Below are 26,401 nucleotides of genomic sequence, written 5' to 3'. Positions count from 1 at the left end.
TATCCTGCGGCCATGTCAGATAAATTCCTCGACAAGACCTACGGGCTCAGCACCACCGAAGAAACCCGCGACCATTACGACCAATGGGCCGCCAGCTATGACGCGGAAGTGGGCGAGAACGGCTATGTCACGCCGGGCCGCGTGGCGGACGCGCTCTGGGGCGTTCTGCCCGAAACGCAGGCGCCGATCCTGGATTTCGGCTGCGGTACCGGGCTGTCGGGCCTCGCCCTGCGCCGCGCCGGGTTCGAGGTGATCGACGGCATGGACCCCTCGCCCGAAATGCTTGAGGGCGCGCGGACCAAATCCGCCTATCGCGCGCTGAAGCTGCTGGATGTGGAGGACCGCGCGCCCATCGCCAGCGGCAGCTACAAGGCGATCGCCGCCATTGGTGTGCTGGGGACCGGCGCCGCCCCGCCAGAAACCTTCGACCTGCTGGTGCACGCCCTGGGGCGCGGCGGATTGCTGGCGTTTTCGTACAATGATCACACGCTGGCCGACCGGAATTTCACCGGCAAGCTGAACGAATGGCTCGATTGCGGTGCCGCGCGCCTGCTGTTTCGTGAATACGGCCCCCACCTGACTGGCATGGATATGGGTGCCGACGTCTACGTGCTTGAAAAAGCGTGACGTTTACCACCCGTTTTGCGCCGTCGCCCACCGGACCACTACATCTGGGCCATGCCTGTTCGGCCCTGCTGGCCCATGACATGGCATGCGCTGCCGGGGGGCGGTTTGTGCTACGCATCGAAGACACCGACACCAGCCGCGCCCGCCCGCAATGGGAAGAGTTGATCTACAAGGACCTCGCCTGGCTCGGCCTGACCTGGGAAGAGCCGGTGCTGCGGCAATCCGATCAGTTGGAACTCTATCACGAAGCGCTCACGCAGTTGGCGCAACGCGGTTTGATCTTTCCCTGCTCCTGTCGCCGCCGCGACATCCGCGCAGCGCTCTCGGCCCCGCAGGAAGGCGCGAAACTGGCCCCCGGCATCTATCCCGGCACCTGCCGCAACCGGCCCATGAGCGACCGCAAGCCGGGCGACGCGCTGCGGCTGAACATGGGCGCGGCGGTGCAAAGCCTCGACATGCCCGGCTTCACCGAACTTGGCGCGGCACATGCGGGCCAGCACCAGTTGGACCCCGACCGTCTGATTATCGAGATCGGAGACGCGGTTCTGGGCCGGATCGAGCTGGAAACAGTCTCTTACGTGCTGGCCTCGGTCGTTGATGACGCAGCGCAGGGGATCACCTGCATCATCCGTGGCAAGGACCTGTTCCAGATCACCTTTCTGCAGGTGCTGTTGCAGGGTCTGCTAAACCTGCCGACACCGGACTATCATCACCACCACCTGATCCGCGACGATCAGGGCAAGCGCTTGGCCAAACGCGACGACGCCCGCGCCATCGCCAAATACCGGGCCGAAGGGGCCACACCACAGGATATCCGCCAAATGGTGGGGCTGTAGCCTCAGACCATCGGTGCCATCAACTCGCGCTCGCTCCCATCTTCGACCGAGGTATAGAAACAGCTGCGCCGGTTGGTGTGGCAGGCGGGGCCGGTCTGGTTGACCAGAGCCAGCAGGCAATCCCGATCACAATCGACCCGCAGATCGACCAGTTCCTGCACATGGCCCGAGCTTTCGCCCTTGATCCAGAAGGCCTGCCGCGAGCGCGACCAATAGGTGACCCGGCGCGTGTCGAGCGTCCGCCGCACGGCCTCGAGGTTCATCCAGGCCATCATCAGCACTTCGCCGCTTACCGCATCCTGCGCGATGGCGGGGATCAGCCCGTCGGCGTTATAGGTCAGTGTCTTGGGGTCGAAATCCATCTGCGAAAACCTTTTGCATCCCGGAATACGCCCACTATGTATGGGGAACGCATAACGAGGGAAAGCCATGTCCGGCGAAACCGATCTGATCAAGCTTTATTCGGGGCGCATTCTGGCGCTGGCCGCAGATATTCCGCATCTGGACCGGCTGGCCGAGCCCGATGCCACAGTCAAGAAACGCTCGCCGCTCTGTGGGTCGACGGTGACGGTGGATGTCAAGATGAAGGACGGGCGCATCGCCGAGTTTGGCCAGGACGTGAAAGCCTGTGCGCTCGGTCAGGCGTCGGCCGCCGTCGTGGGCGCCGCCATCATCGGCACCACCCGCGCGCAGGTCGAAACCGCCCGAGATCAGCTCAAAGCGATGCTGAAATCCGACGGCCCTGCCCCGGATGCCCCCTTTGACGGGCTCGAAGTGCTGATTCCGGCGCGCGAATACAAGAACCGACACGCATCGATCATGCTGGCGCTGGACGCCACGGCCGAGGCCATGGCGCAGGCCGAACAGGCCAATTGCGCCTGAGTGTGGCATTGCCCCCCGCTCTTGGCTAACGTCGCACCAATACCGGAGGGGATGCCTTGGAAGATCTGCTGGACCGTTTCGTGACCTTGTGGGTGGTGATCGACCCGATCGGCACCATCCCCGTCTTCATCGCTGTCACCGCCGGGATCGACGCCGCAACCCGTCGCCGCACCGCCCTCCAGGCGGCATTGGTCAGCGTGGGCGTGCTGATGTTCTTTCTCGTGCTGGGCCAGTTGCTGATTGATGCGCTGGATATCGGGCTGAACTCGTTTCAGGTCGCAGGTGGCATCGTGCTGTTCCTCTTTGCGCTCACCATGATCTTTGGCGAAAGCAAGGCCGAGACCGATACCAAGATCGTCGAGGCCGATAAATCCGCGCAGGTCCGTCGCAAGCAGAACCCGGCGATCTTTCCGCTGGCGGTGCCGTCGCTGGCCTCGCCCGGCGCGATGCTGGCGGTGGTGATGCTGACCGACAACAACCGATATGGCCCGATTGACCAGGGCATCACCGCGCTGGTCATGGTGGCTGTCATCGCGGTGGCCTATGTTCTGATGCTGTTCGCCGAACCGATCATCCGGGTGATCGGCCATGCGGGATCGGCCATCGTCAGCCGCGTCATGGGCATGATTCTGGCCTCGGTTGCGGCCAATGCGGTGTTGTCGGCGCTGATCAACATCATCCAGACCGGCGAGCTTTAAGCCCACCCATCAGCCTGTTGTTTTCAAAAAAACCGCCGCTCCTCCCGGACGGGAGAGGGCGGCGGCAGGAATGCGTTTCTCGTGTTGGGACCGATGGGCCCTGCGGGGTTCGGGACAAACCCCTCAAAGGGAAAGGACAGGCAGGTCACCCTTTGCATCGGGATGGGTAGGATGCGGGCAGATCGGCACGAGATCGCAGGCAGATAAGGGTCAGAGGCCGGGCATATGCAGAGCGACCATCAGCATGACAACCAGCGACGCGGCGCCCAGAGCATCCTGCAGGATGGTATGGCGGGAACGGGTCAGTGCAGTCTTGATCTGGGTCAGCATGGGTCACCTCCGGCTCTGTCGTTAGGCTTTTGTTGACCTTTTGTTCTCATTTTTGAAACGCCCTGTAAAGAACTTTATGAGAACATATGTGAACTTTCTAAGATCAAGCGCGGTAACCCATTGAAATCACGGCGCTCACAAGGTGACGCTATCAGCCCACCGAAATCAGGCGGATCGCCTGATCCTGTCGCATCAGCCACAGAAGAACACGCGCCGCCTGCCCTCTTTGCGAGGTTAGTTCCGGATCAGCGTCAAGCAAGGCACGCGCATCGCTTTGCGCCACCGACATCAGGGACGCTTGCCGTTCGAGATCAGCGATGCGAAACTTTGGCAGCCCCGATTGTGCGGTGCCGATCAGGTCGCCCGCGCCGCGCATCTCCAGATCGGTTTCGGCGATGCGGAACCCGTCCTCGGTCTCGCGCAACACTTCCAGCCGCCGCCTGCCGCTTTCGCTGACCGGGGCCTGATACATCAGCAGGCAGGTCGATTCAGCCTCGCCCCGCCCGACCCTGCCGCGTAGCTGGTGCAACTGCGCAAGGCCAAAAATCTCGGCCCGCTCAATCACCATGATGGAGGCATTGGGCACGTTGACGCCGACCTCGATCACCGTGGTGGCCACCAGTACCTTGGTTGCGCCGCTTTGAAACGCCGCCATCGCCGCGTCTTTGTCCGCCGGGGGCATCTGACCATGCACAAGCCCCACGATCCCCTCGCCAAGCACCGCGCGCAAACGCTTGAACCGGTCCTCTGCCGAGGTCAGGTCAACCGATTCCGACTCTTCCACCAATGGGCAGACCCAGTAACATTGCCGCCCTTCCGCAATGGCCTGACGCAGCCTATCGACCACGGCCGCAATGTTCTGGGTACTGATCACAGCGGTCTTGATCGGTTTGCGCCCGGGCGGCTTTTCATCCAGCACCGAGACATCCATGTCGCCATATTGCGCCAGCGACAGGCTGCGCGGAATCGGCGTGGCGGTCATTACCAGAACATCCGCGCCCATACCCTTTTCGGCCAGTTCCATCCGCTGACGTACGCCGAAGCGGTGCTGCTCATCAATAATCGCCAGACGCAGGTCCTTAAAACCCACATCCCCCTGAAACACCGCATGGGTGCCGACCAGAATCTGGATATCACCCTGCGCCAGCGCGTCCAGCTTGGCGCGCCGCTCCGACCCCTTGTCGCGCCCGGTCAGGATTTCCAGCACCACGCCCGCCTCTTCGGCGAGCGGGCGCAGCCCCTCCAGATGTTGACGGGCAAGGATTTCGGTGGGGGCCATCATCACGCCCTGCCCACCGGCCTCGACCGCAACCAGCAGCGCCATGAAGGCCACCAGCGTCTTGCCCGCGCCAACATCGCCCTGCAGCAAGCGGTTCATCCGTGTCTCCGCCGCCATATCGGCGGATATCTCTTCGATCGCGCGGGTCTGCGCAGCGGTGGGCCTGTAGGGCAAGCTGGCCAGCACCAGCGACTGCATTGCACCGGTGGCAGTACTGGATATCCCGCGCCCCTTGCGCTCGCGACGGCGGGCCAGCGCCAGCGTCATCTGATGGGCGAACAGTTCATCATAGGCGAGCCGTGCCCGCGCCGGGGCGTGCGGCAGCATGTCATCCAGCCCGCGTGGCGCATGCCCGGCCTCCATCGCGCCGTGCCAGTCGGCCCAGCCCTCGCGCTGTATCAGAGCCGGATCGATCCATTCGGCAAGCTGAGGTGCCCGCGCCAATGAGGCGCGGGCCGCCTTGAACATGGTCTTTTGCGTGACGCCCTGGGTCAAATGGTAGACCGGTTCGAAATCGGGAATATCGCGGGCCTCATCCACCGGCAGCATATGGTCGGGATGCACCATCTGCGCCATCCCGTCGAACAGCTCCAGCTTGCCCGAAATCAGCCGACGCTCGCCCGGCGGCAGCACTTTTTTCAGATAATCACTGCGGGCGTGAAAAAAGACGAGTTGGAAATCCGCCTGCGCGTCCTCGACATGCACCCGATAGGCTCCACCGCGACTGCGCGGGGCGCGATGGGCGCCCACGGTCACCTCAACCGTCAGGGTCGCGGGCAGATCGACCCCCTTGATGCTGTCGCGCCGCCTGCGATCGACCACCGCATAAGGCAGCGAAAACAAAATGTCGCGCGGCGCGGTGATCTCGGCCTGGGTCAGCAATTGCGCCGTTTTCGGCCCGACACCTTCCAGCGCCTCAAGCCCGGCAAAAAGCGGAAAAAGCTGTTCGGGGCGCCCGCTCATGCGTCGCCGATGAGGTGCAGCCAGCCATCCTCGTCCAAGGTTTCAATGCCCAGATCGGCCGCCTTCTTGGCCTTCGATCCCGCCCCCGGCCCCGCCACCAGCAGATCGGTCTTGGCCGAGACCGAGCCCGAGACCTTGGCCCCCAGCGCCTCGGCCCGGGCCTTGGCCTCGGCCCGTGTCATTTTCTCCAATGTGCCGGTGAAGACGACTGTCTTACCCGCGACCGGGCTTTCAGCGGCGGGAGCCTCGGGCGGGACGATGGTCAGATGCGCGCGCAAGGCGTCAAAGGCGGAGCGTTCTTCGGTATTGGCAAAGGCATCCGACAGCGACAGGCCCAGCGTCGCGCCGATACCGTCGATCCCGGTCAGATCCCCCCAGGCAGCGCTGGCCGCGTCTGGCACGGCGCGGGTGGTGATGGCGGCATCGCGCACCTCTTTGATCCGCGCCCGGCGACCTTCTCCGGCTGCCGCGATCCGTTCCGCCTCTTCCGCTTCATCGCCAGCGCGATGGGCTAGTGCCGCCGGACGGGCGGTATCGACGGCATCGGCCATCGCGTCCCAGTCCCGGTAAAACAGCGCCAGATCGCGTGCGCCGACCTCGCCCACATGGCGGATGCCGAGGGCAAAGATCAGCCGCGCCAGCGGGATGGTTTGCTTTTCCTTGATCGCAGCAAAGAGGTTGCTGGCAGACGTGTCCCCCCAGCCGTCACGGTTCTTCAGCTTGCCGAGGTTCTGCGCATCGCGGACCTGCAGCGTGAAGATATCGGCGGGCGTGTTGATCGGCAGGGTCTCGTCGCCATGGAACATCTCGACCTGCTTGGCGCCCAGACCTTCGATATCGAACGCCTTGCGTGACACGAAATGTTTCAGCTTTTCAACAGCCTGAGCCGGGCAGATCAACCCGCCGGTGCAGCGGCGTACCGCGTCGCCTTCCTCGCGGATCGCCGCGCTGTCACATTCGGGACACTGCGTGGGAAACTGATATTTTACAGCATCTTCCGGGCGTTTCTTCAGATCAACGTCGGCCACTTTCGGGATCACGTCACCGGCGCGATAGACCTGCACCCAGTCACCGATGCGAATGTCCTTGCCGCCTCGGATCTCGCCCCCAGTGGCGTCGCGGCCCGCAATGTAATCCTCGTTGTGCAGCGTTGCGTTCGAGACCACGACGCCGCCCACCGTCACCGGATGCAGACGCGCAACCGGGCTGAGCGCGCCGGTGCGGCCCACCTGAATGTCGATGGCTTCAAGCCGGGTCCAGGCCAATTCGGCCGGAAATTTATGCGCGATCGCCCAGCGAGGGGTGGTCGAGCGGAACCCCAGCCGCGCCTGCAAATCCAGCGCATCGACCTTGTAGACCACACCGTCAATGTCATAGCCCAGCGTGGCGCGCTGTGTCTCGATCTCGCGATAATGGCTGATCAAATCGGGCACTGAATGGCAGAGTCGGGTCAGCGGGTTGGTTTGGAAGCCAAGCGTTTGCAACCGCTCAATCGCCCCCATTTGGGTCTGCGCAAGAGGTTCCGATATCTCGCCCCATGCATAGGCAAAAAACCTCAGGGGGCGGGCGCGGGTGATCGCGGAATCCAACTGCCGGAGAGATCCCGCAGCAGCGTTGCGCGGGTTGGCAAATGTCTTGCCGCCTTCCTGTTCCTGCCGGGCGTTCAACGCATCGAAATCGGCATGGGTCATGTAAACCTCGCCCCGCACCTCCAGTACGTCCGGCGCGCCGGTGACGGTTGCGGGAATATCCTCGATCGTCAGTGCGTTGGCGGTGACATTCTCGCCAACCTCACCATCACCACGCGTTGCCGCCTGAACCAGCCTGCCCATTTCGTAGCGCAGCGACAGCGATAGCCCGTCGATCTTGGGCTCTGCGGTGAACCCCAGCCGGGTGTCACCCGACAGTCCCAGATATTTTCGAATCGATGTGACGAAGGCGCTCACATCCTCATCGTCAAAGGCATTTCCCAGCGACAGCATTCGCACCGCATGGGGAACCTTCGAAAACCCCTCTGCCGGGCGCGCGCCGACTTGGTCCGACGGGCTGTCCTTGCGTTTGAGTTCGGGAAACCGCGCCTCAATCGCGCTGTTGCGCCGTTTCAGCGCATCATAATCCGCATCGCTGATCTCGGGCGCGTCAGAGACATGGTAAGCCTGATTCGCACGCTCCAGCAGCCGGGTGAGCCGCGCGAGCTCATCGCGCGCCTGTTCTTGTGTCAGCGTGTCGACTGATTGTGTATCGGACATGGCCCCGCCCCGCCGCTTGTGGTTTCGGTCACAAGTGTTAGGACGAGGCCATCGTCAGGTCCAGACGTTGCGTGTGAGTGGTGGGACCGCTCTGGACAGGCGGTCGGGGGTATTCAGGCGCCGACGGCCAGTTTCGATTCCGTCAGACTGTCAGTCTGCGGGTCGCGCAGCACATAGCCGCGGCCCCAGACCGTTTCGATGTAATTGTCGCCATCGGTCGCTACGCTCAGCTTTTTGCGCAGTTTGCAGATGAAAACATCGATGATCTTGAGCTCGGGCTCATCCATGCCCCCATAGAGATGGTTGAGGAACATCTCTTTGGTCAGCGTGGTGCCCTTGCGCAGGCTCAGCAATTCCAGCATCTGGTATTCCTTGCCGGTCAGATGCACCGGTTGACCGTCTGCCTCGACCGTCTTGGCATCCAGATTGACCGCGATGCGCCCGGTCTGAATGATCGACTGCGAATGACCCTTGGACCGGCGGATGATCGCGTGAATACGCGCCACCAGCTCTTCGCGGTGGAACGGCTTGGTCAGATAGTCATCCGCACCAAAGCCAAAGCCCTTGATCTTGTTTTCGGTGTCATCGGCACCGGACAGAATCAGGATCGGCGTTTCGACCCGCGCCAAGCGCAGCTGTCGCAGCACCTCATGCCCTTCCATGTCCGGCAGGTTGAGGTCCAGCAGGATCAGATCATAGTCATAGAGCTTGGCCAGATCGATCCCCTCTTCACCCAGATCCGTGGCATAGACGTTCAGGTTGGCGTGGGTCAGCATCAGCTCGATGCTCTTTGATGTTGTTGGGTCATCTTCGACCAGAAGTATGCGCATGCACCGCTCTCCGTGTTCTACAGAAACTCGCTCTCGGGACCAAGGTGGACAAAAATGGTTAACCCAACGTTACCGTTAATCAAACTATCGTGTATCAACTTTAAGTTGTCTATATTTTTTCAACGCCGTGACCTTCAAAGCGTTCTCTCCGTGGGTTGCGGCGGCGGCAACCCAGCCATTGAATTCCTCTTCACTCAGCCCATAGGCTTTCTGAGCGTCCGATTGCGTGATCAGCCCGTAAAGCACGCCCCGCACCACCGCGAATTTGCGGGATGCAACCCATCTGTTAGTGCTCACTGGCGGCAGATCGGACCGCGTCATGATCGACCCGTCCGGCAGCGTGACCGAGTTCGGCCCTTCAACCTTGCGTAGAAACATCACCTTATCCCCTTTCTTGGCCCACAAACTGTCGCGCAGCAGACTTAACGGCACATGAAACCGCCTCTTGAGAGTATCTAGGATTTTCCTATATTCTGCCGGTCTTCCACCGATCCGCAGGAGTCGCCCGATGGCGCTGGACAACGATACGCAACTGAATTCGCTTGGCATCGCCAAACCGCCCTCGCAAACGCGGGTGGTGGTCGCCATGTCGGGGGGCGTCGACAGTTCTGTCGTGGCCGCCTATCTGGCCGATCAGGGCTATGACGTGGTGGGCGTGACACTGCAGCTTTATGACCATGGTGCGGCCTTGGCCAAGAAAGGCGCCTGCTGTGCGGGGATCGACATACACGATGCGCGCCGGGTGGCCGAAGAACGGGGCTTTCCCCATTACGTTCTGGATTACGAGAACATCTTCAAGGACGCGGTGATCGACGAGTTCGCCGACAGCTATCTGGCCGGGGCGACGCCGGTGCCCTGCATCCGCTGCAACGAGCGCGTGAAATTCAAGGACCTGCTGGAAACCGCCAAGGATCTTGAGGCGGACTGCATGGCAACCGGGCACTATATCCAGCGCAAGATGGGGCCAAACGGGCCCGAGCTGCACAGTGCCGAAGACGCCAACCGCGATCAGTCCTACTTCCTGTTCTCGACCACGCCAGAGCAGCTGGATTTCCTGCGCTTCCCGCTGGGCCACCTGCCGTCCAAGGATGCGACCCGCGAGATGGCGGTGCAATACGGGCTGGCGGTGGCCGACAAGCCTGACAGCCAGGACATCTGTTTCGTGCCCGACGGCAACTATGCCAGCGTGATCGAGAAACTGCGCCCCGGTGCCGCCGAACCCGGCGAGATCGTGCATGCGGATGGTCGTGTGCTGGGCGACCATAACGGCGTCATTCACTACACGATCGGTCAACGGCGGGGCCTCGGCATCGGCGGGCTGAGCGAACCGCTCTATGTGGTCAAGCTGGATGTGGACACCAAACAGGTCGTGGTCGGCCCCAAAGAGCTGCTGGCCACTCGCACCGTCCCGGTGCGCGAGATCAACTGGCTGGGCGATGAACCGTTCACCTCGCAAAAGGAATGGCATGTCTCGGTCAAGGTCCGCTCGACCCGCCCGCCGCGCGCGGCGGTGATCCGACCGCTTTCGGACACCACCGCCGAGGTCGAATTGCTGAGCGCCGAGGAAGGTATCTCACCCGGTCAGGCCTGTGTGTTCTATGAAACCGATGGCAGCCGCATCTTTGGCGGTGGCTGGATCTGGCGCGGCTACTGAGCCATGTCGGTCCAGCTGTTGCTCAGGATGTAGATCCCGGCGCAGATCATTACATACGGCACGATCTTTTCCATCCGACGGGCAATGCGCTCAGCGGCGCTGGTGGCCCGCGCGCCCGCCAGTGCCAGTGCCGCCAGCGCGCAGACCGCCAGCATTGCGCCGATCAGCCCGGCAAGGCGATAGCTGGGCACGGAATCGGCCAGCAGCGGGGCCATCACGATGAAACTGTCCACTGACAGGCTGAGAAACAGCAGCGTTGTCACCAATACCGATGCCCCGACCGGCAGCACCGAGGATGGCGCATCAGGTCGCGACGTGAACTGCCGCCACACTCCCCAAATGCCCAACCCGATCGGAAAGACGCCGAGATAGCCCGCCCAATGCGGCACCGTGTCACTGACGCCATAGGCCACCGCCAGCGCGGCCAGCAGAACCACCATCTGCGCCAGCAGAAACCCGGCCACCGAGCGCGCCGCACCCGATACCAGCATCAACGCAATCAGCGCCGCCAGATTGTCGAGATTGGTCAGCACCTGCGCCAGTGCCGCAGAAAGCGCAAAGATCAGGTGGTCGAGCATCAGCCCGGCAGCCGGTCCAACACGGCGCGGGCGGCGCGCAGGCCGGGGGCCTCTCCGCCGCGACCCAGACGCTCCATCGTCAGCGCCATGGCTGCCGCCTGCCCCGAGGGGTCGGCCTGCAGCGCCGCAAGCGCGGCGGCGACATTGTCAGGGGTACACGCGGGGCCGAGGCATTCCGGCACCACGCGGGTTTCGCTGACCAGATTGACCAGCGTCACGGTATCCAGCTTGACCATCCGTTCGGCGATCTTCTGAGTGAGCCAGCTGAGTTTGTAAGCGATCACCATCGGCGTGTTCTGCGCCGCCAATTCCAGCGAGACGGTACCCGAGGCCGCCAGCGCCAGATCGGCCATGGCAAATACCGCACGTTTGCGCGTCGCCGCAACATCGCTGTCGATCCCGCGCGGGTCTAGGATGACAGGGCGGCCCGGCCAGTCGGCGGTCTGTGCCTGCACCAGATCAACCACATGCGGCACCGCCGGGACAACCACGCGCATCTCAGGCCGGTCTTTCAAAAAGCCCTGCAGCGCTGCGCCAAAGACCGGTGCAAGCCGCTCGATCTCGCCCCGTCGAGACCCCGGCAGGGCCAGCAGCACCGGTGCATCGCCCAGATTCAGCTCCGCCCGCAGCGCGGCAATCTCATCGGCGCCGGCCACCGGATCGGCGGCCACGGGATGACCGACAAAATCACATTCCATCCCGGCGCGTTCCATATAGGGCGGCTCGAACGGCAACAGCGCCAGAACGTGGTCGATTACCTTGGCCATCTTGTCCGCGCGCCCCGGACGCCAGGCCCAAACGCTGGGGGCAACGTAGTGCACGGTGCGGATCGTGCTTTGCGCCTTGACCAGTTTCGCCACGCGCAGGCTGAAATCGGGGCTGTCGATGGTGATCAGCACATCCGGCTTCATCTCAAGCACCGCCTGTGCGGTCTCGGCGATGCGGCGCTTGAGATGGAAATACTTGGGCAGAACCTCGGTCAGCCCCATGATGCTGAGTTCTGACATCGGGAAGCGGCTGTGCAGCCCCTGCCCCGTCATCATCGGCCCGCCGATCCCCTCAAATGCCACATCCGGCACACGTTGCCGCAGCCCCTGCATCAGCGCCCCGCCCAGCCGGTCGCCCGAGGGTTCGCCCGCAAGGATGAAAACCCGCATTCAGACAGCCCGTTCGCGCACGGTCAGAAACAGGCCGAGCCGGTTGCATTCTTCAATGACCCGGTCGCGCTCCAGTACGATCACTCCGCCTTTTTCGATCACGATCCCCGACAGCCCGGCGGATACAGCGCTGGTCACGGTATCGGGGCCGATGGCGGGCAGATCGGCGCGCCTGTCCTGATCGGGTTTCGGTGCCTTGAACAGGATGCCACCACCCGCATCGGGGCGCTGGGTCAGTGACTGCAGCATCCAGGCGGTGCCATAAATCCCCTCAATCGCCAGCGCCTGCCCTCTGGCCACCACGCAGGCCTGTCCGACATCAGCAGCACTCATGGCGCGCACGATCCCGGTGCCGCGATCGGCGTCGCGCAGATCACCTTCGCCTGGCTGCGCCTTGGTCAAGGTACCCAGCGGTGGCAGCAGATCGGGGGCGATCTCATGCGCGGCATGTACGGTCAGGCCGGCCTCTTCCAGGATACCGATGATCGCGCGCAGGGCACTGTCATCGCCCGACAGGATCGCCTGCTGCAGCACCGGCACCAGCGGCATCGTGGCTGCATCAATGCGCGAGGGATCAATCGGGGGGCGCCCCACGGCACCTGCCATGCAGATCCCCGTGACGCCCTTCGCCTTGAGTTCTGCAATCAGCGTGCCGAGGTTTTCGAGGGCAAAGGGCCGGTTCACGCTCAGGTGGTCCGGCAGGAATGGCTCCATTGCGCAGATGTAGGGCCGTTCGGGCAGATGGGCCACGATTTCCTCGGGCAAGACCCCGGTTCCGGCGATCAGCGCCAGCATGGCTCAGCGCTCCGGGGTGAGGAAGGACCGGTCGCTCTGCCCGGTCACGAATTCGACGATCTGCTGAACATAGTCGCTGTCGCTGCTTTCGCCCAGGCGCTTTGCGCGATCCTGAAAGGTGCCGTCCCCTTCGGACAGTTCCTTGAACGCCGCGCGCAGGGCCGAGATGTCGGCCCGCGACAAACCGCGCCGCTTGAGCCCCACCAGATTCAATCCGTCAAGCCGCCCGCGCTGCGCCTGTACCAGGCCGTAGGGGATCACGTCATTGGGCACCATGGTCAGCGCGCCGATGATGGCGCCGCGCCCGACCCGCACCCATTGATGCAACCCGGAAATGCCGCCGACGATCACGTCATCCTCGATCACGCAATGCCCGGCCGCGCCGGCATGGTTCACCATGATGACCCGATTGCCGATCTGCACATCATGCGCCACATGCACGCCGGCCATGAACAGGCAGTCGTCGCCGATCCTCGTCACCCCGCCGCCGCCTTCGGTGCCGGTATTGATTGTCACATGTTCCCGGATACGGTTGCGCTTGCCGATCACCAGCGAGGTGTTTTCTCCGCCGAATTTCAGATCCTGCGGGATCTCTCCGATCACCGAGAAATTGAAGATCACCGTATCGTCGCCGATCCCGGTGTCACCGGTCACCACCACATGCGATTTGAGCTCGACCCGGTCGCCAAGTTTCACCTGCGACCCGACCACACAGAACGGACCGATGACGCAGTCCTGGCCGATCTGCGCACCCTCTTCGATTATGGCGCTGGGGTGGATGCCGCTCATGTCGTCTTTTCCATGTCCCAATCGACATAGGCTGAAAACTCGGCTTGCGCCGCCACTTCCCCGTCGACCGTGGCCAAACCACTGAACTTGAAAATCTTGCCGCCCTTCTTGCCACGCACGGTTTTGACATGCATCTCCATCACGTCCCCGGGCACCACCTTGCGGCGGAACTTGCACTTGTCGATGGACATGAAATAGATCAGCAATTCGGTATCGATCACATCAAACCCGACGCCCAGCATCACGCCCGCCGTCTGTGCCATCGCCTCGATGATCGTCACGCCCGGCATGATCGGAGTGCCCGGGAAATGGCCCTGGAAATGCGGCTCGTTCATGGTGACGTTCTTGATTCCGCGCGACGAGGCATAGCCATCAATATCCACCACCTTGTCGACCAGAAGAAAGGGATAGCGGTGCGGCAGAATACGCTGGATCAGCTGAATATCGGCGCTTTTGGTCTCTGATGTCATTGCGCGGTCATCCCGTGGTTCATTCTTGTTGGGGGCGTCACTAGCAACAGACGCCCGTTTGAGCAAGCGAGCTAGCGCTCGATCTGGGTTTCCAGACCCGCCCCATCGCCAATCGCCTCGTTGATCCGGGCGATGGCATTGGCGGTGATATCGGTGGCATTTGCGCTGAGGAAAACGTCAGAGCGTTCCAGAATGACGCCTGCGCCGGTATCTCGCATCAACGTTTCCAGCACCGGGCGGATCGCCTCGAAAAACACCGCGCGCGCCTTTTCGCGGTTCAGCGTCAGCGCATCAAGCTTGGCCTTCTGGTTGGCGCGGTGTTCTTCCACCTTTCTGTCAAAGGCATCGGCCAGCGCGCGAAAGGCCTGCGGGTCGGTCGTGGCGCGGCGCTCGGTCAGCGCCTCTTCCTCGCGACTCAATTCAGCGATGATGCGCTCGTTCTCGGCGGAAAGGACGATACCCTCCGCCTCCAGCTCGCTGAGCACCCGCTGACCGAAATCGGATTCGGCAAAAAGCCGGTCGGCGGAAACAGTCAGGATCTGGCCGGTGGGCAGGCCCGTATCCTGCGCCGCCGCCGGTGGCACCCCGAAAAGCAGCGCCACCGCCATTGCCAGCGCGGTCCCCGGACCGGATCTACGCCCAAGCGCCATCCGGGGTCAGAACCGCGCCTGCAGGGTCACGTCGAAATTCTGCGCTTTGTCGAAGCTTTCTTTCTGCAAGGCGTTCGAGAAGTTGAACCGCAGCGGACCAAAGGGGGTGGTCCAGAGAACAGAGAAACCGATCACCTGCCGGAGCGATCCGTCGGCCCCCACAATGGAGGCGCCGTCGGTATTCACATCATCAATGTTCCACAGGTTACCAAGATCATAGAACAACCCGCCGCGGATCCCGTATTCCTCGGGCAGGCCCACGGGGAAATCGGCCTCGAGCCGGGCAACCGCGTAATAGTTGCCGCCGATGGCGTCATCCACACCGTTGGACAGATCGCGGGGGCCGATACCCGCGGGCTCGAACCCGCGGAAGGTGCGCGGCCCCAGCAGGTAACGGTCGATCGTGCGGCTGTTGCCATTGCCAAGCCAGTGAAACGCACCAAGTTCGACCGTTGCTTTCAGGGTTACCTCTTCACTCAGGACGAGGCGTTGTGCGGTGCTGCTGATTCTCGCTTTGACATATTTGTCGTCGCCGCCAAGCCCCGCCGTGTCCACATCGGCCCGGAACAGAACACCAGCCGTCGGATCAAGCCCGCTGCGGCGGCTGTCATAGACATAGCTCACCCCCAGCCCGCTGGCGGTCCGCTTGCCCTCGGCGATTTCCGAGGCGATGACCGCCCCTACCGGCTGAGACCCACGATTGCGCATTTCGCTCTGGCCCCAGTCATAGCGCAACTGCATCGACGACAGTTCACCAATCGGAAATGTCACGCCGGGCGTGAAGAAAACACGTCTGGTGTCGTAGTTCGAAAAGCTCGAATCGCGCGCGGCATAGCCAAGATCCAGATCTCCGCGCAGGTTACGACCCAGAAGGTTGGGCTCGGAAAATCCGAACGTGTAGCGTTCTGATTCCTGCGCCGTTGAAAGGCTCAGCGAAACCCGCTGTCCCCGGCCGAGGAAGTTGTTTTCGGTCAGACCAACCGCCAGACCAAACCCGTCTGCCGCCGAATAGTTACCACCGAGATTGAGCGAGCCGGTCGGCTGCTCTTCGACATCCACATCGACAATAACCCGGTCCGGGGTGGAGCCTTCGCGGGTTTCCACGTCGGAATTGGCAAAAAAGCCCAGGGCACGGATACGTTCCGCGCTCTCGCGGATTTCACGCGGGTTGAACGGGTCGCCCTCGACCGTCCGGAACTGGTTGCGGATCACCCGGTCCAGGGTTGTGGTGTTGCCCTCGATATCGATCCGCTCGACAAAGATGCGTGGCCCGCGCACCAGCGCGAAATCGACGTTCAGACTCAGGTCGCGGTCATTGCGGGTGATCCGGGGTTCGACCCGCAGGAAATCCACGCCATTGCGCAGGCCCAGCTTTTCAAGGCGCGCGATTTCATTGTCCACCAGCGACGGGGAATAAACCACGCCGGGGCGCACCTTGATCGCATCCAGGTAGGGCGCGGGATCGAGGCCGGCAATCTCGCTGGACACGGTGACCTGACCAAACGAGAATTGCTGGCCTTCGGTAATGTTGAGAACAAGGAAGAACGCATCGCGTTCGCGGGTGAATTCCACGTTGGAACTGTTCACGCGGAAATCGACATAGCCGCGCGACAGGTAGAAGTCGCGCAACACCTGTTTGTCGAACTCGATACGGTCGGCGATGAACGTGTCAGCCCGAATGAAAGTCCGCAGCAACCCGGCTTGTTTGGTTTCCAGCACGCGGCGCAGGCGGCGGTCGGAATAATTGCGGTTGCCGACAAAGCTGATCCGCTCAACCTCGATCGTGTCGCCTTCGGCGATCTCGAAAACCAGATCGACCCGGTTGTCGCTGCGGCGAATGATGCGCGGCACGACCGTTGCGGCAACACGCCCCTGCGCGGAATAAACATCCGAGATCGCGACAGCGTCCCGTTCGGCCTGCTCGGGCGTGTAGATGCGGCGGGATTCCGAGGACACGACCTCGGTCAGCACCTCGTTCTTGACCCGCTTGTTGCCTTCAAAGCTGATCTGATTGATCGTCGGATACTCCGCGACCTTCACGATCAGGGTGCTGCCGCGCGGGATCATCTCGACTGTTTCAAATACGCCACTGTCAAGAACCCGTTGCACAGCGTCGTTAAGCTGGCCCGCGCTCACTTCCTTGCCACGTTCGATTCCCGTGCGGGTGATGATGGTCGAGGTTTCGATCCGTTCGTTGCCCTCGACCTGGACCGAATTGAACACGTAACTTTGTGCCGCCGCCATGTCAGGCAGGGTTGCAAAAGCCGTTGTCGTCAAAAAGAAAATCGCCGCCAGTGCGCGCCACAATATATTGCTGCCGCCCCACACTCCGCCGCAGGATGTACCCGTCCCCGTGCCAGTCTTCATTTTATGTACTACCCGATTTCAAACCGCTATTTTTGCTTTTCAGTAGCGGGATTGAAGCGCGTTGTCAAAACACCAAAGGCACGCAACCTTTCGGTTTGCGTGCCTTTTTGGATTATTGGTCGCTGAGAATCAGAAACTGTTGAGATATGCGCCCATGGCAAGACCCGCCCCAAGCGCGCCCAGAAACAGAAGACGGTCCCAGTTCAGCTCAAAAAGAAGGCTCAGGCCGCGATAGGAATGCTGAAGTGTCTGCATGGCAAACCCCCAATGAATGAATGGCTATAAATTAACGTCGGAATATGGCGAGACTGGGGCAGACCTGCGGCAAGAAGAGGGAGGAACTCAGCAGAACAGGTCGTTGCTGAACGCAAAGACCATCAAGCCGAGAATGAGGGAAATGCCCGCCGTCATCAGCACCCGAAGCGCCAGATCGCTGGGTGGTTTGCCGACCACCGCCTCATAGGCGTAAAAGACCAGATGGCCGCCATCCAGTGCCGGGATCGGGAACAGGTTCATCAACCCTACAGCCGCTGACAGCACCGCAATGAACCAGATGAAGCTCTGAGCGCCTTGGCTTGCCATGGCGCCCGAGGTCTCGGCGATGCCGATCGGGCCCGAAATATTGCAGGTGCTGATCGCACCGGTGATCATGTGCCACAGGCCGGAAACCGAACCGCGGATGATCCGCCATGTCTGTTCGGTCCCCTCGGTCAGGGCGTGCACCGGTCCTGCCCGCTCGGTCGCGGGTTCCAGCGCCATGCCGCCAACGATGCCGATCCGCCAATGGGTGACAAAGCCGCCATCAGGCTGCGGTTCGTCGGTGCGGCGGGGCACCAGCGCGAACTCCAGCATCTCGCCATCGCGCCAGACATCCAGCAGCAGCCCCTTGCCGTCTGATCCTTCGACCGCCTCTTTCAACTCGGAAAAGGCAAAGATCGACGCGCCGTCAATGCCGGTGATCACATCACCGGGTTTCAGGTCGATATCCATTGCGGCACTGCGCGGCGCCACCGCATTGACCAGTGGCGGAAACAGCCACGGGCCTTGCACCACCACGTCCTGCCCGTCGCGAACGACCGCATATTCAAGCACCGGTTTGGGCTGCAGATCATCAATGAAATCGCCCCAGGCATTGGTGTCGCCGATATCGGGCACCACGGCTCCGTCGATCGCTGTGATCCGATCGCCGACCTGCAATTCCTCGACCACATTGGGCAGCGGCTCGACCGCGCCCACAGTCAGCGGGTCGCTGGCCACGCCGCGAAACATGAAGATCGCGCCGAAAACGATGATCGACAGGATGAAGTTGAACACAGGCCCCGCAGCCACCGTCGCGGTCCGCGCCCAAAGCGGCGCGCCATGCATCGAAGCGCGCAGGGCCTGCGGGTTGTCCTCTTCGAGGGCGTCCATCGCCGCGCCATCTTTGCCCGAGGCCGCATTGGCGTCACCCAGAAACTTTACATAGCCACCAAAGGGCAGCAGCGCGAATTGCCAACGGGTGCCGTGGCGGTCGACCCGGCTCCACAAGACGGGACCAAAGCCCAGCGAGAACACCTCGGCGTGAATGCCGGACCAGCGCCCGACGATGTAATGGCCGTATTCGTGGACCGCAACGATCACCGAAAGCGCCACCACAAAGGCAATGATGGTGTACAGAAGTCCGCCGAACTGCGGGATCATCCCTAGAATGTCCAAATGTCTACCCTGCTCTTGCGCCGATGGTTTCATCCGCCCGGATACGTGCGAGATGGTCCGTTTGCGTCACGTTATCAAGTGTCATTGGGGCGTCAATAAGTCCCGGATCGGTCTCAAACCGGTCGAGCACCGCCTCGACCGTCGCCGCCATTTCAAGAAAACCGATGCGTCCCGCGATGAAGTGATCCAGCGCCCTTTCCTTGGCGGCGTTGAACACCGCCCCCGACAACCCGCCGCGCCGCATCACCTGCCGCGCCAGTGCCAGCGCCGGATAGCGCGCAGCGTCAGGCGCGCGGAAATTCAACTGCGCCAGTTGCGCCAGATCCAGTCGCGCCACCGGCAGGTGCCGCCGGTCGGGCCAGTTCAGAGCATAACCGATCGCATGGCGCATATCGGGTGCGCCCAGATGCGCCATCAGCGCCCCGTCGCGGAACCCGACCATCGCATGGATGATCGATTCCGGGTGAACGATCACTTCGATCTGCTCTGGCGATATGCCGAAATATTCTTTGGTTTCGATAACTTCCAGTGCCTTGTTAAACATGGAAGCGCTGTCGATGGTGATCCGCTGCCCCATCGCCCAATTGGGATGGGACGAGGCCTGTTCCAGTGTCGCTTCTTTCAGCGCCTCCAGCGGCCAGTCGCGGAACGCGCCGCCGCTGGCGGTGATCACGATACGCTCCACCGCCGAAATATCCTCGCCGATCAGAGCCTGGAACACCGCCGAATGTTCACTATCGACCGGCAAAAGCCGCGCCGCGTGACGCTGCGCGGTGTCCAGCACCAGCCGCCCGGCACAGACCAGCGATTCCTTGTTGGCCAGCGCCAGCGTTGCGCCCTGTTCCAGCGCCCGCAATCCCGGTGCCAGCCCGGCAGCGCCGACAATCGCGGACATCACCCAATCGGCGGGCCGCGCGCCCGCTTCGATCAGCGCCTCTGGCCCGGCGGCGGCCTCGATTCCGGTCCCCGAGAGCGCCGCGCGCAAGGCCTGGTAATGCCCTGCATGGGCGGTGACGGCCAGTTGCGCCTTCAACGCACGCGCATCCGCCGCCAGCTGGTCGATATTGGCGCCACCGGTCAGGGCCACCACCTGGAACCGGTCAGGGTTTCGGGCAATCAGGTCAACGGTGTTCTGCCCGATCGAACCGGTGGCCCCCAGAATGGATACCCGCCGCATTACATCGGCCCCGGCGCATAGATCAGCCCCGCGATCAACACAAAGAGCGCCGCCCCCATCATGCCGTCGAACCGGTCGAGAAATCCGCCATGGCCGGGGATCAGGCTCGAACTGTCCTTGACGTTACACTTCCGCTTGAGCGCGCTTTCGGCCATGTCGCCCGCCTGGCTGGCCATCGACGCCAGCACTGAGACCAGCACAAACGGCACACCAAACCCGACCTGCATGGCAACAACCGCACCGACCAGCGCCGCTGCAATCCAGCCGCCGACAATGCCCGACCAGGTCTTTTTTGGGCTCACACGCGGCCAGAACTTGCGCCCGCCGATGGATTTTCCCACGAAATACCCGGCCACATCGGTGGCCACCACAACACCGACCAGCCACAGCATCCAGCCAAAGCCCATGTTCAGCCGGATCGAGATAAAGCCCAGCCCCGCCGCGCTGATCCACAGCGCAAACAGAGCATAAAGCCCGCGCCGCGCCTTGACCTGCCCGACGCCCACAAGCACCGGTGCCAGAAGGATCGGCAATCGGAAAATCACCGGGGCGTGATAGCTGATCAGCACCGCCAGCCCGGTCAGGATGCCCAGATGAACCGCTTCGCTACGCTTCTCGGGGGCGATGATCCGCACAAGTTCCCAGATCATCACGCCACAGGCTGCGGCGATGAAACTTTCGAACCACAAGCCACCCAGCCAAAGTTCGATCGCGGCGATCGCGACCAGAACAACCGTCGACGCGACCCGCGCCGCCAGATCGGACCATTTACCCTCGCTCATGCGCGTACCGCACCAAAGCGTCGGTCCCGGGCACCATAGCTCCGACACAGGCGCCCCAACTCATCGGCCGTGAAGTCCGGCCACAGCGTGTCAATGAATTCATACTCCGCATAGGCCGATTGCCAGAGCAGGAAATTCGAGATCCGCGCCTCGCCGCTGGTACGGATGACCAGATCAGGGTCCGGCAACACGCAGGTATCAAGATAGCGTGGCAGGGTTTCTTCATCCACGTCGTCGGGGTTCAGCTTTCCTTGCGCCACATCCTGTGCCAACCGCTTTGTGGCGCGCGCCACCTCGTCGCGACCACCATAGTTCAGCGCGATGGTCAGGTTCACCCGTGCATTGTCGCGCGTCTTTTCCTCAAGCGTGTCCATCAGCGTGACCAGCTTGTTGTCCAGCCGGACCCGGTCGCCGATGAACCGCACGCAAACGCCGCGTTCGGACAGCGCGCGGGTCTCTTTGGTGATGTAACGGCGAAACAGGGTCATCAGCCCCGCCACTTCGACTTGGGTCCGCTTCCAGTTCTCGGTCGAAAAGGCGAAAATGGTCAGATATTCGATGCCCAGATCGGGACAAGCCTCGACAACTTCGCGCACACGGCGCGCGCCCGCATGATGCCCGAAGAGGCGCGGTCGCCCGCGCGCCTGCGCCCAGCGGCCATTGCCATCCATGATGATCGCGACGTGGCGTGGCCCGCCAGTCATTTCAGAGAAAGGATCCTTGGGCATCGACTGACGCGTTCATACCTGCATGATTTCGGCTTGTTTGTTTTCCAATGCGGCATCGACGGCCTTGATCATCTCGTCGGTCAGTTCCTGCACCTCGGTTTCCCAGAATTTCTGGTCATCCTCGGACATGCCATCGGCCTTGGCTTTCTTGATCTGGTCCATCCCGTCGCGTCGCACATTGCGGATCGCCACGCGTGCGCTTTCGGCATAGTGCCCAGCCACCTTGCCCAGCTCACGGCGGCGTTCCTCGTTCAGTTCCGGGATCGGCAGCATGATGATCGTGCCGTTAAGCTGCGGGTTGATGCCCAACCCGCTTTCGCGAATGGCCTTTTCGACCTTGCCGACCAGCGATTTGTCCCAGACATTCACCGTCACCATGCGTGACTCGGGCACGTTGACGGTGCCGACCTGGTTGATCGGCGTCATCGAGCCATAGGCATCCACCATCACCGGCTCCAGCATCGAGGCCGAGGCCCGGCCGGTGCGCAGCGACGCAAACTCAGTTCGCAGATTGGCCATCGAGCCGTCCATACGACGCTTCAGATCATCGGTATCCAGTTCGAAATCTTCAGACATTCTGCCCACTCCCCTTGCTTCAGGTGCTGTTTTGACGGGTCATACGCCATCAGCTTCTGGATGTATAGCAATCATGACCCACATTCGCAGCAAAGACGAGGCCGACCAGCCGCTCTTTCCAAACTTCAATTGGCAAACTTACCGGCACCGACCGATGCGGCCCGCAACCAAGCAGTTACAGGTTTTCTGCCCGCTATATGGCTGATCAAGTGACAGGCCTAGCCAGCATGGCCGTCCATGGGTGGTTTATGTTTCGACACCAACGACAGGGACCTGTTCGTTCCCGGTTTTCTGGGCACCTTGCACGGTTTCCGCTTCAATACAGAGGCGGAAGTTACTGATCTTGCAGCGATCTCTGCTCGCTTCCGGCCAAACCAACCAATGCACCATCCTGTCTGTCGCAACCAGCTCGAAAGGTTGGGTCAGGCGGCCGGACTTGAGGTCCCGGGTAAAGAAACGCGGTTAGAACATCGCGATCCCGTGCCCGGCCATCGCCGCCTGTGCCGGCTCGGTCTGTGAGGCCATCGCGGCGCCTGTGAGTCGATCCAGTGGCGCGGCGTCACAGCCCGCCTGTTCCAGCCAACTGCGCCAATAGGAATCGCCCGGGTTGATCAGTGAAAAATCGAGCAGCTCTGCCGGCGAGGATGCCCCCCATCGCGGCCCCGAAGACAGGCCTGAACTCGGTCGACATCAAAACCCGTGTGCTACGATGGTATCTCAGTGAAAGGCGGCCAAGAAAACGCCGCACCATCCATGTCGACCAATTGGACGACCATATGCTCAAGGATGTGTGTCTGCCACCCCGGTGCGACCGGTAGGCCTGCGGTTCACGCGTCCAGTTCGGTATCCCAGTAGAGGAAATCGATCCAGCTTTCATGCAGGTGGTTGGGCGGAAATTTCCGACCGGTATTGCGTAATTCCTCGGCTTGTGGGCGACGCGGGGGTTTGCGCAGGCTCATCCCGGCGCGGCGCAGCGATTTCGAGCCTTTGCGCAGGTTGCAGGGCGCACAGGCTGCGACCACATTTTCCCAGCTAGTGACACCGCCTGCCGCACGGGGCACCACGTGATCAAAGGTCAGATCGCCCTTGCTGCCGCAATACTGGCAGTGGAAACCGTCCCTCAGAAACAAATTAAAGCGCGTGAAGGCCACGCGCTTTTGAGGTTTTACATAGTCTTTCAGAACAACGACTGAGGGTATCCTGATTTCCGTCGACGGACTTCGGACAACCTCGTCATATTCCGCGACAATATCCACCCGATCCAGCCACGCGGCCTTGATGGCGTCCTGCCAGGCCCACAGCGACAAAGGATAATAAGAGAGCGGCCTGTAATCAGCATTCAGCACCAGCGCCGGGTGCTGTTTCAGGGCGCCTGGCTCCCTGACAAATTCGGTCCTGAAATCGCCATCCATACCTGACTCTCCACTCGCCCTGCTCTGTCCTCTTGTGACATCAGAGCGGGGAGCCCCGCCCCTGCCTTTGATATAACTATATATCGTGGTCCCGTCCTGACAAGTCTTGAATTTCCACAACATATCGCCGTCTTGCTAACGGGCAACCGTAACAGGGACATGACGGTTATCCACATGCTTGCCCACAATAGCCGCGCCCGCTAGGACAGGGCCATGAGCTGGTTCATCCGTTTCAACAAACCTTTCGACGTGCTGTCGCAATTCACCGACAAAGGCAGCGACGACAGCCCACGCCGGACCCTGTCCGCGTTCATTGATCTGCCCGGAGTTTATCCGGCCGGACGACTGGATCGCGACAGCGAAGGGCTGATGCTGCTGACCGATGACGGGCGGCTGCAGGCGCGGATCGCGGACCCGAAGCACAAAATGGCCAAGACCTATTGGGCCCAGGTCGAGGGCATCCCGGATCAGGCAGCGCTTGCGGCCTTGCAAAAAGGTGTCGAGTTAAAGGACGGCCTGACCCGCCCGGCCCGCGCGCGTCTCATGGATACGCCTGAAGGTCTCTGGCAACGGTCGCCGCCAATCCGGGTGCGCAAATCTGTGCCCGACAGCTGGATCGAACTGACCCTCCGTGAAGGCCGCAACCGGCAGGTGCGGCGCATGACCGCCGCGGTGGGCCACCCCACCTTGCGGCTGATCCGCTGCCGGATCGGGGACTGGTCGCTGGACGGGCTGGCCTCGGGCAGATGGGAGGCGCTGCCACCGCCTGACAGACCCCGCCGCGGGTGATATACTCGGGCATGACCGACAGATTGCCCCCCGCCCCCGCACCCTCTGCCATTCTCGAAGCCACGCTTTATGCCGAGGATCTGGACCTGGCCGAGGCGTTTTATGGCAGGTTGCTGGGACTTGACTGCATCCAGCGCATCGGCAAACGCCATGTCTTCTACCGGGTCGGTCCAGCCGTGCTGCTGATCTTCAACCCGCACCAGACGGTGCTGCCGCCCAACAATCCCCGCCTGCCGGTACCCGCCCATGGCGCGCACGGCCATGGACATGTGTGTTTCACGATGGACCGCGACGCGATCGAGAAGATGCAGACCCGACTGTCGGCAGCAAATGTCACGATCGACACGAAGTTCGACTGGCCCAACGGGGCCAGATCGCTTTATGTCCGCGATCCGGCCGGAAACTCGGTGGAATTTTCCGAAGACTGGTTGTGGGGCGACCCCGGCTGACTTAGCGCAGGGGCTGCTTTTCGCCGCCCACGACACGATAGACATCGCGCGAAACAACGCCCACCTGCCCCAGCGCCTGTTGAAAAACCGCCATATGGGGCACGGCGAAATGCGCCTCGAGCGCGGCCTGATCCGTCCACTCCTCGTAGACCCGGAACAGGGTTTCGGACCCGATCACCTGGCTGAACTCATAGGTGAGACCGCCCGCCTCCTTGATGGTTTCGGCGACCATGGCCCGTGCTGCCACCTTGGCAGCCTCGACCCCTTCGGGCGCGATCTCGATCACTCCGGTCACGATCAGCATGTCTGTCCTCCCTGTTGCGCCCTGGTCAAAGGTTCAGCTTGTCGCGCATGAAGGCCAGCGCCACGCTCAGCCCGTCGGGCGCGATACCGTGGCCGGTGCCTTTCATCACATGAGCGTAGACCTCTTTGAAGCCTGCTTCCTGCAGCGCCTCGGCGGCCTCGGGCAGCGATTGCGGCGGCACCACATCGTCGGCATCGCCATGCACCAGCAGCACCGGCATGCGGCTGACCACATCATCGGCCAGCGTCTCGGGGCTAAGCAACCGGCCCGAGATGGCGACGATGCCCGCCACCGGATCTTCGCGCCGGGGTGCAACATGCAGGCTCATCATCGTGCCCTGACTGAAGCCGAACAGCACGACCTGTTCCGGCAGCACATCCTCGTCGACCATCAGCGCGTCGAGATAGGCGTTCAGGTCCTCGACCGCTGCCGCCATGCCGCGCATGGCCTCTTCCTCGGATGATCCGTCGATCCACGGGATCGGAAACCACTGGTAACCGCCGGGCATGCCGGGGATCTGCTCGGGCGCGTCGGGGGCCACGAACAGCGTATCGGGCAGATGTTCGCCCAGCACATCGGCCAGCCCCAGCAGGTCCGCGCCATTTGCGCCGTAGCCGTGCAGAAACACCACAACCGATCGTGTGGTGCCCGAATGCGGCTCTTTGCGGCCGGAGTTCAAAACGCGCGTCATCTGATACCTTCCCTGTCCTTGGCCACGCGGTAATAGGCCCAGAGCACACGGGCCGCAACCGACCGCCAGGGCGACCAGTCCTTGGCCATTTGTCGCAGCGCCTTTTCGCTGGGGCGCTCGGGCAGGTCATAAAGAACCTTCGCCGCTTCTTGTAATGCCAGATCACCGGGTGCAAACACATCAGCGCGACCCAGCGAGAACATGGCATAGATCTCGGCCGTCCAGGCGCCGATGCCGGGCACTTCGACCAGCGTTGCAATGACCTCATCCGACGGCGCGTCGCGCAGAGCGGTGTAGTCGATCCGCGCCTCGGCCAGCGCGCGGGCATAGCGGATTTTCTGGCGGCTGAGCCCCACCGCGCGCAGATCGTCATCGTTGGCCCAGAGGATCTTGCGCGGCCCGGTCAGCCCGGCCGCCTTCATCCGGCCCCAGATCGCATTGGCCGAGGCGACGCTGACCTGCTGGCTGACGATGGCGCTGAGCAGTTCCGCAAACCCGTCCGGCTTGCGGCGCAAGGGCAGCGGGCCGGTCAGCGTCATGGCATGAGACATGCGCGGGCATTGGCGGGCCAGCCAGTCGGCCCCTTCAACCACGCAATCGGGCGTTTCGATGATCCGTTCGCCGTGCGCCATCCCTGACCATCC

Annotated in this window: 29 protein-coding genes; 7 read left to right on the top strand and 22 right to left on the bottom strand. The window is 62.3% G+C overall.

What is annotated here, in order from left to right; genetic code table 11:
- The first annotated feature begins 12 nt into the window (after positions 1 to 12).
- On the top strand, positions 13 to 627 hold the full coding sequence (locus M3P21_RS00255) for a class I SAM-dependent DNA methyltransferase (RefSeq protein ID WP_249705860.1): 615 nt from the start codon (positions 13 to 15) through the stop codon (positions 625 to 627).
- Positions 624 to 1,463, top strand: coding sequence for a tRNA glutamyl-Q(34) synthetase GluQRS (gene gluQRS / locus M3P21_RS00250; RefSeq protein WP_249705859.1), 840 nt, complete (start codon positions 624 to 626; stop codon positions 1,461 to 1,463). The genes M3P21_RS00255 and gluQRS overlap by 4 nt, the downstream gene beginning before the upstream one ends.
- Positions 1,464 to 1,465: 2 nt before the next feature.
- Here the strand turns inward: gluQRS and hisI are convergent, their stop codons facing one another.
- Entirely contained in the window at positions 1,466 to 1,825 is a 360-nt protein-coding gene (gene hisI / locus M3P21_RS00245) for a phosphoribosyl-AMP cyclohydrolase (protein WP_249705858.1), read from the bottom strand.
- 67 nt (positions 1,826 to 1,892) lie between these two features.
- Here hisI and M3P21_RS00240 point away from each other — a divergent pair, with 67 nt between their 5' ends.
- Together M3P21_RS00240 and M3P21_RS00235 are read left to right on the top strand one after the other, a co-directional pair.
- Positions 1,893 to 2,345, top strand: coding sequence for an iron-sulfur cluster assembly scaffold protein (locus M3P21_RS00240; RefSeq protein ID WP_249705857.1), 453 nt, complete (start codon positions 1,893 to 1,895; stop codon positions 2,343 to 2,345).
- Between the two features lie 56 nt (positions 2,346 to 2,401).
- Positions 2,402 to 3,043, top strand: a complete 642-nt coding sequence (locus M3P21_RS00235) for a MarC family protein (RefSeq protein WP_249705856.1) — start codon at positions 2,402 to 2,404, stop codon at positions 3,041 to 3,043.
- Positions 3,044 to 3,524: 481 nt separating this feature from the next.
- On the opposite strand, the gene recG is transcribed toward M3P21_RS00235, so the two are convergent.
- The 4 genes from recG to sciP all read right to left on the bottom strand — a co-directional run bounded on the left by recG (position 3,525) and on the right by sciP (position 9,072).
- On the bottom strand, positions 3,525 to 5,615 hold the full coding sequence (recG, locus tag M3P21_RS00230) for an ATP-dependent DNA helicase RecG (RefSeq protein ID WP_249705855.1): 2,091 nt from the start codon (positions 5,613 to 5,615) through the stop codon (positions 3,525 to 3,527).
- Entirely contained in the window at positions 5,612 to 7,864 is a 2,253-nt protein-coding gene (gene ligA, locus M3P21_RS00225) for an NAD-dependent DNA ligase LigA (protein WP_249705854.1), read from the bottom strand. The genes recG and ligA overlap by 4 nt, the downstream gene beginning before the upstream one ends.
- Positions 7,865 to 7,977: 113 nt before the next feature.
- Positions 7,978 to 8,694, bottom strand: coding sequence for a response regulator transcription factor CtrA (ctrA, locus tag M3P21_RS00220; protein WP_249705853.1), 717 nt, complete (start codon positions 8,692 to 8,694; stop codon positions 7,978 to 7,980).
- An 84-nt stretch (positions 8,695 to 8,778) separates the two neighbouring features.
- Positions 8,779 to 9,072, bottom strand: coding sequence for a CtrA inhibitor SciP (sciP, locus tag M3P21_RS00215; protein WP_249705851.1), 294 nt, complete (start codon positions 9,070 to 9,072; stop codon positions 8,779 to 8,781).
- 130 nt (positions 9,073 to 9,202) lie between these two features.
- On the opposite strand from sciP, the gene mnmA reads away from it, so the two are divergent.
- Positions 9,203 to 10,348 carry a tRNA 2-thiouridine(34) synthase MnmA gene (gene mnmA, locus M3P21_RS00210; protein ID WP_249705849.1) on the top strand — a complete coding sequence of 382 codons (1,146 nt, stop codon included), beginning with the start codon at positions 9,203 to 9,205 and terminating at the stop codon, positions 10,346 to 10,348.
- Here mnmA and M3P21_RS00205 read toward each other — a convergent pair.
- The 14 genes from M3P21_RS00205 to M3P21_RS00145 all read right to left on the bottom strand — a co-directional run bounded on the left by M3P21_RS00205 (position 10,342) and on the right by M3P21_RS00145 (position 23,524).
- Complete coding sequence (locus M3P21_RS00205; protein ID WP_249705848.1) at positions 10,342 to 10,926, bottom strand: hypothetical protein; 585 nt, start codon at positions 10,924 to 10,926, stop codon at positions 10,342 to 10,344. The two genes, mnmA and M3P21_RS00205, sit on opposite strands and share 7 nt — an antisense overlap.
- Positions 10,926 to 12,083, bottom strand: a complete 1,158-nt coding sequence (gene lpxB / locus M3P21_RS00200) for a lipid-A-disaccharide synthase (RefSeq protein ID WP_249705846.1) — start codon at positions 12,081 to 12,083, stop codon at positions 10,926 to 10,928. The genes M3P21_RS00205 and lpxB overlap by 1 nt, the downstream gene beginning before the upstream one ends.
- Positions 12,084 to 12,878, bottom strand: a complete 795-nt coding sequence (locus M3P21_RS00195) for an LpxI family protein (RefSeq protein ID WP_249705844.1) — start codon at positions 12,876 to 12,878, stop codon at positions 12,084 to 12,086.
- A 3-nt stretch (positions 12,879 to 12,881) separates the two neighbouring features.
- Positions 12,882 to 13,667 carry an acyl-ACP--UDP-N-acetylglucosamine O-acyltransferase gene (gene lpxA, locus M3P21_RS00190; protein ID WP_249705842.1) on the bottom strand — a complete coding sequence of 262 codons (786 nt, stop codon included), beginning with the start codon at positions 13,665 to 13,667 and terminating at the stop codon, positions 12,882 to 12,884.
- Positions 13,664 to 14,137 (bottom strand): 3-hydroxyacyl-ACP dehydratase FabZ, encoded by a 474-nt coding sequence (fabZ, locus tag M3P21_RS00185; protein ID WP_249705840.1) that lies wholly within the window; start codon positions 14,135 to 14,137, stop codon positions 13,664 to 13,666. Before fabZ ends, lpxA begins: the two co-directional genes overlap by 4 nt.
- Before the next feature lie 71 nt (positions 14,138 to 14,208).
- Positions 14,209 to 14,787 carry an OmpH/Skp family outer membrane protein gene (locus tag M3P21_RS00180; protein WP_249705838.1) on the bottom strand — a complete coding sequence of 193 codons (579 nt, stop codon included), beginning with the start codon at positions 14,785 to 14,787 and terminating at the stop codon, positions 14,209 to 14,211.
- 6 nt (positions 14,788 to 14,793) lie between these two features.
- On the bottom strand, positions 14,794 to 17,154 hold the full coding sequence (bamA, locus tag M3P21_RS00175; protein WP_249705836.1) for an outer membrane protein assembly factor BamA: 2,361 nt from the start codon (positions 17,152 to 17,154) through the stop codon (positions 14,794 to 14,796).
- A gap of 129 nt (positions 17,155 to 17,283) precedes the next feature.
- Entirely contained in the window at positions 17,284 to 17,409 is a 126-nt protein-coding gene (locus M3P21_RS22510) for a hypothetical protein (protein WP_283780795.1), read from the bottom strand.
- 87 nt (positions 17,410 to 17,496) lie between these two features.
- A complete protein-coding gene (gene rseP, locus M3P21_RS00170) occupies positions 17,497 to 18,849 on the bottom strand; it encodes an RIP metalloprotease RseP (RefSeq protein WP_249705835.1) in 1,353 nt (450 codons plus the stop codon).
- Between the two features lie 4 nt (positions 18,850 to 18,853).
- Entirely contained in the window at positions 18,854 to 20,026 is a 1,173-nt protein-coding gene (gene dxr, locus M3P21_RS00165; RefSeq protein ID WP_249705834.1) for a 1-deoxy-D-xylulose-5-phosphate reductoisomerase, read from the bottom strand.
- Positions 20,026 to 20,808 carry a phosphatidate cytidylyltransferase gene (locus tag M3P21_RS00160; protein WP_249705833.1) on the bottom strand — a complete coding sequence of 261 codons (783 nt, stop codon included), beginning with the start codon at positions 20,806 to 20,808 and terminating at the stop codon, positions 20,026 to 20,028. The genes dxr and M3P21_RS00160 overlap by 1 nt, the downstream gene beginning before the upstream one ends.
- Positions 20,805 to 21,536, bottom strand: coding sequence for a polyprenyl diphosphate synthase (uppS, locus tag M3P21_RS00155; RefSeq protein WP_249705832.1), 732 nt, complete (start codon positions 21,534 to 21,536; stop codon positions 20,805 to 20,807). Before uppS ends, M3P21_RS00160 begins: the two co-directional genes overlap by 4 nt.
- Before the next feature lie 12 nt (positions 21,537 to 21,548).
- Positions 21,549 to 22,112: a ribosome recycling factor gene (frr, locus tag M3P21_RS00150; protein WP_249705831.1), complete on the bottom strand. Its 564-nt coding sequence runs from the start codon at positions 22,110 to 22,112 to the stop codon at positions 21,549 to 21,551.
- Positions 22,113 to 22,939: 827 nt separating this feature from the next.
- Positions 22,940 to 23,524, bottom strand: a complete 585-nt coding sequence (locus M3P21_RS00145) for an HNH endonuclease (protein WP_249705830.1) — start codon at positions 23,522 to 23,524, stop codon at positions 22,940 to 22,942.
- Between the two features lie 213 nt (positions 23,525 to 23,737).
- Between M3P21_RS00145 and M3P21_RS00140 the strand changes: the two genes are divergently transcribed.
- Together M3P21_RS00140 and M3P21_RS00135 are read left to right on the top strand one after the other, a co-directional pair.
- Positions 23,738 to 24,313, top strand: a complete 576-nt coding sequence (locus M3P21_RS00140) for a pseudouridine synthase (protein WP_249705829.1) — start codon at positions 23,738 to 23,740, stop codon at positions 24,311 to 24,313.
- An 11-nt stretch (positions 24,314 to 24,324) separates the two neighbouring features.
- Positions 24,325 to 24,762: a VOC family protein gene (locus M3P21_RS00135; protein WP_249705828.1), complete on the top strand. Its 438-nt coding sequence runs from the start codon at positions 24,325 to 24,327 to the stop codon at positions 24,760 to 24,762.
- 1 nt (position 24,763) lies between these two features.
- Here the strand turns inward: M3P21_RS00135 and M3P21_RS00130 are convergent, their stop codons facing one another.
- The 3 genes from M3P21_RS00130 to M3P21_RS00120 are packed head-to-tail and all read right to left on the bottom strand — an operon-like array spanning position 24,764 to position 26,389.
- The gene (locus M3P21_RS00130) at positions 24,764 to 25,066 is read right to left on the bottom strand and encodes a putative quinol monooxygenase (RefSeq protein WP_249705826.1); all 303 of its coding nucleotides are present in this window, start codon (positions 25,064 to 25,066) and stop codon (positions 24,764 to 24,766) included.
- 25 nt (positions 25,067 to 25,091) lie between these two features.
- Positions 25,092 to 25,757, bottom strand: a complete 666-nt coding sequence (locus M3P21_RS00125; protein WP_249705824.1) for an alpha/beta hydrolase — start codon at positions 25,755 to 25,757, stop codon at positions 25,092 to 25,094.
- A complete protein-coding gene (locus tag M3P21_RS00120) occupies positions 25,754 to 26,389 on the bottom strand; it encodes a DNA-3-methyladenine glycosylase family protein (protein WP_249705822.1) in 636 nt (211 codons plus the stop codon). Before M3P21_RS00120 ends, M3P21_RS00125 begins: the two co-directional genes overlap by 4 nt.
- Between the last annotated feature and the right edge of the window lie 12 nt (positions 26,390 to 26,401).

The sequence above is a fragment of the Ruegeria spongiae genome, assembly GCF_023502395.1.
Lineage (GTDB): Bacteria > Pseudomonadota > Alphaproteobacteria > Rhodobacterales > Rhodobacteraceae > Ruegeria_C > Ruegeria_C spongiae.
The sequence above is the reverse complement of the archived record's forward strand: the minus strand, read 5'-3'. Positions and strand labels throughout refer to the sequence as shown.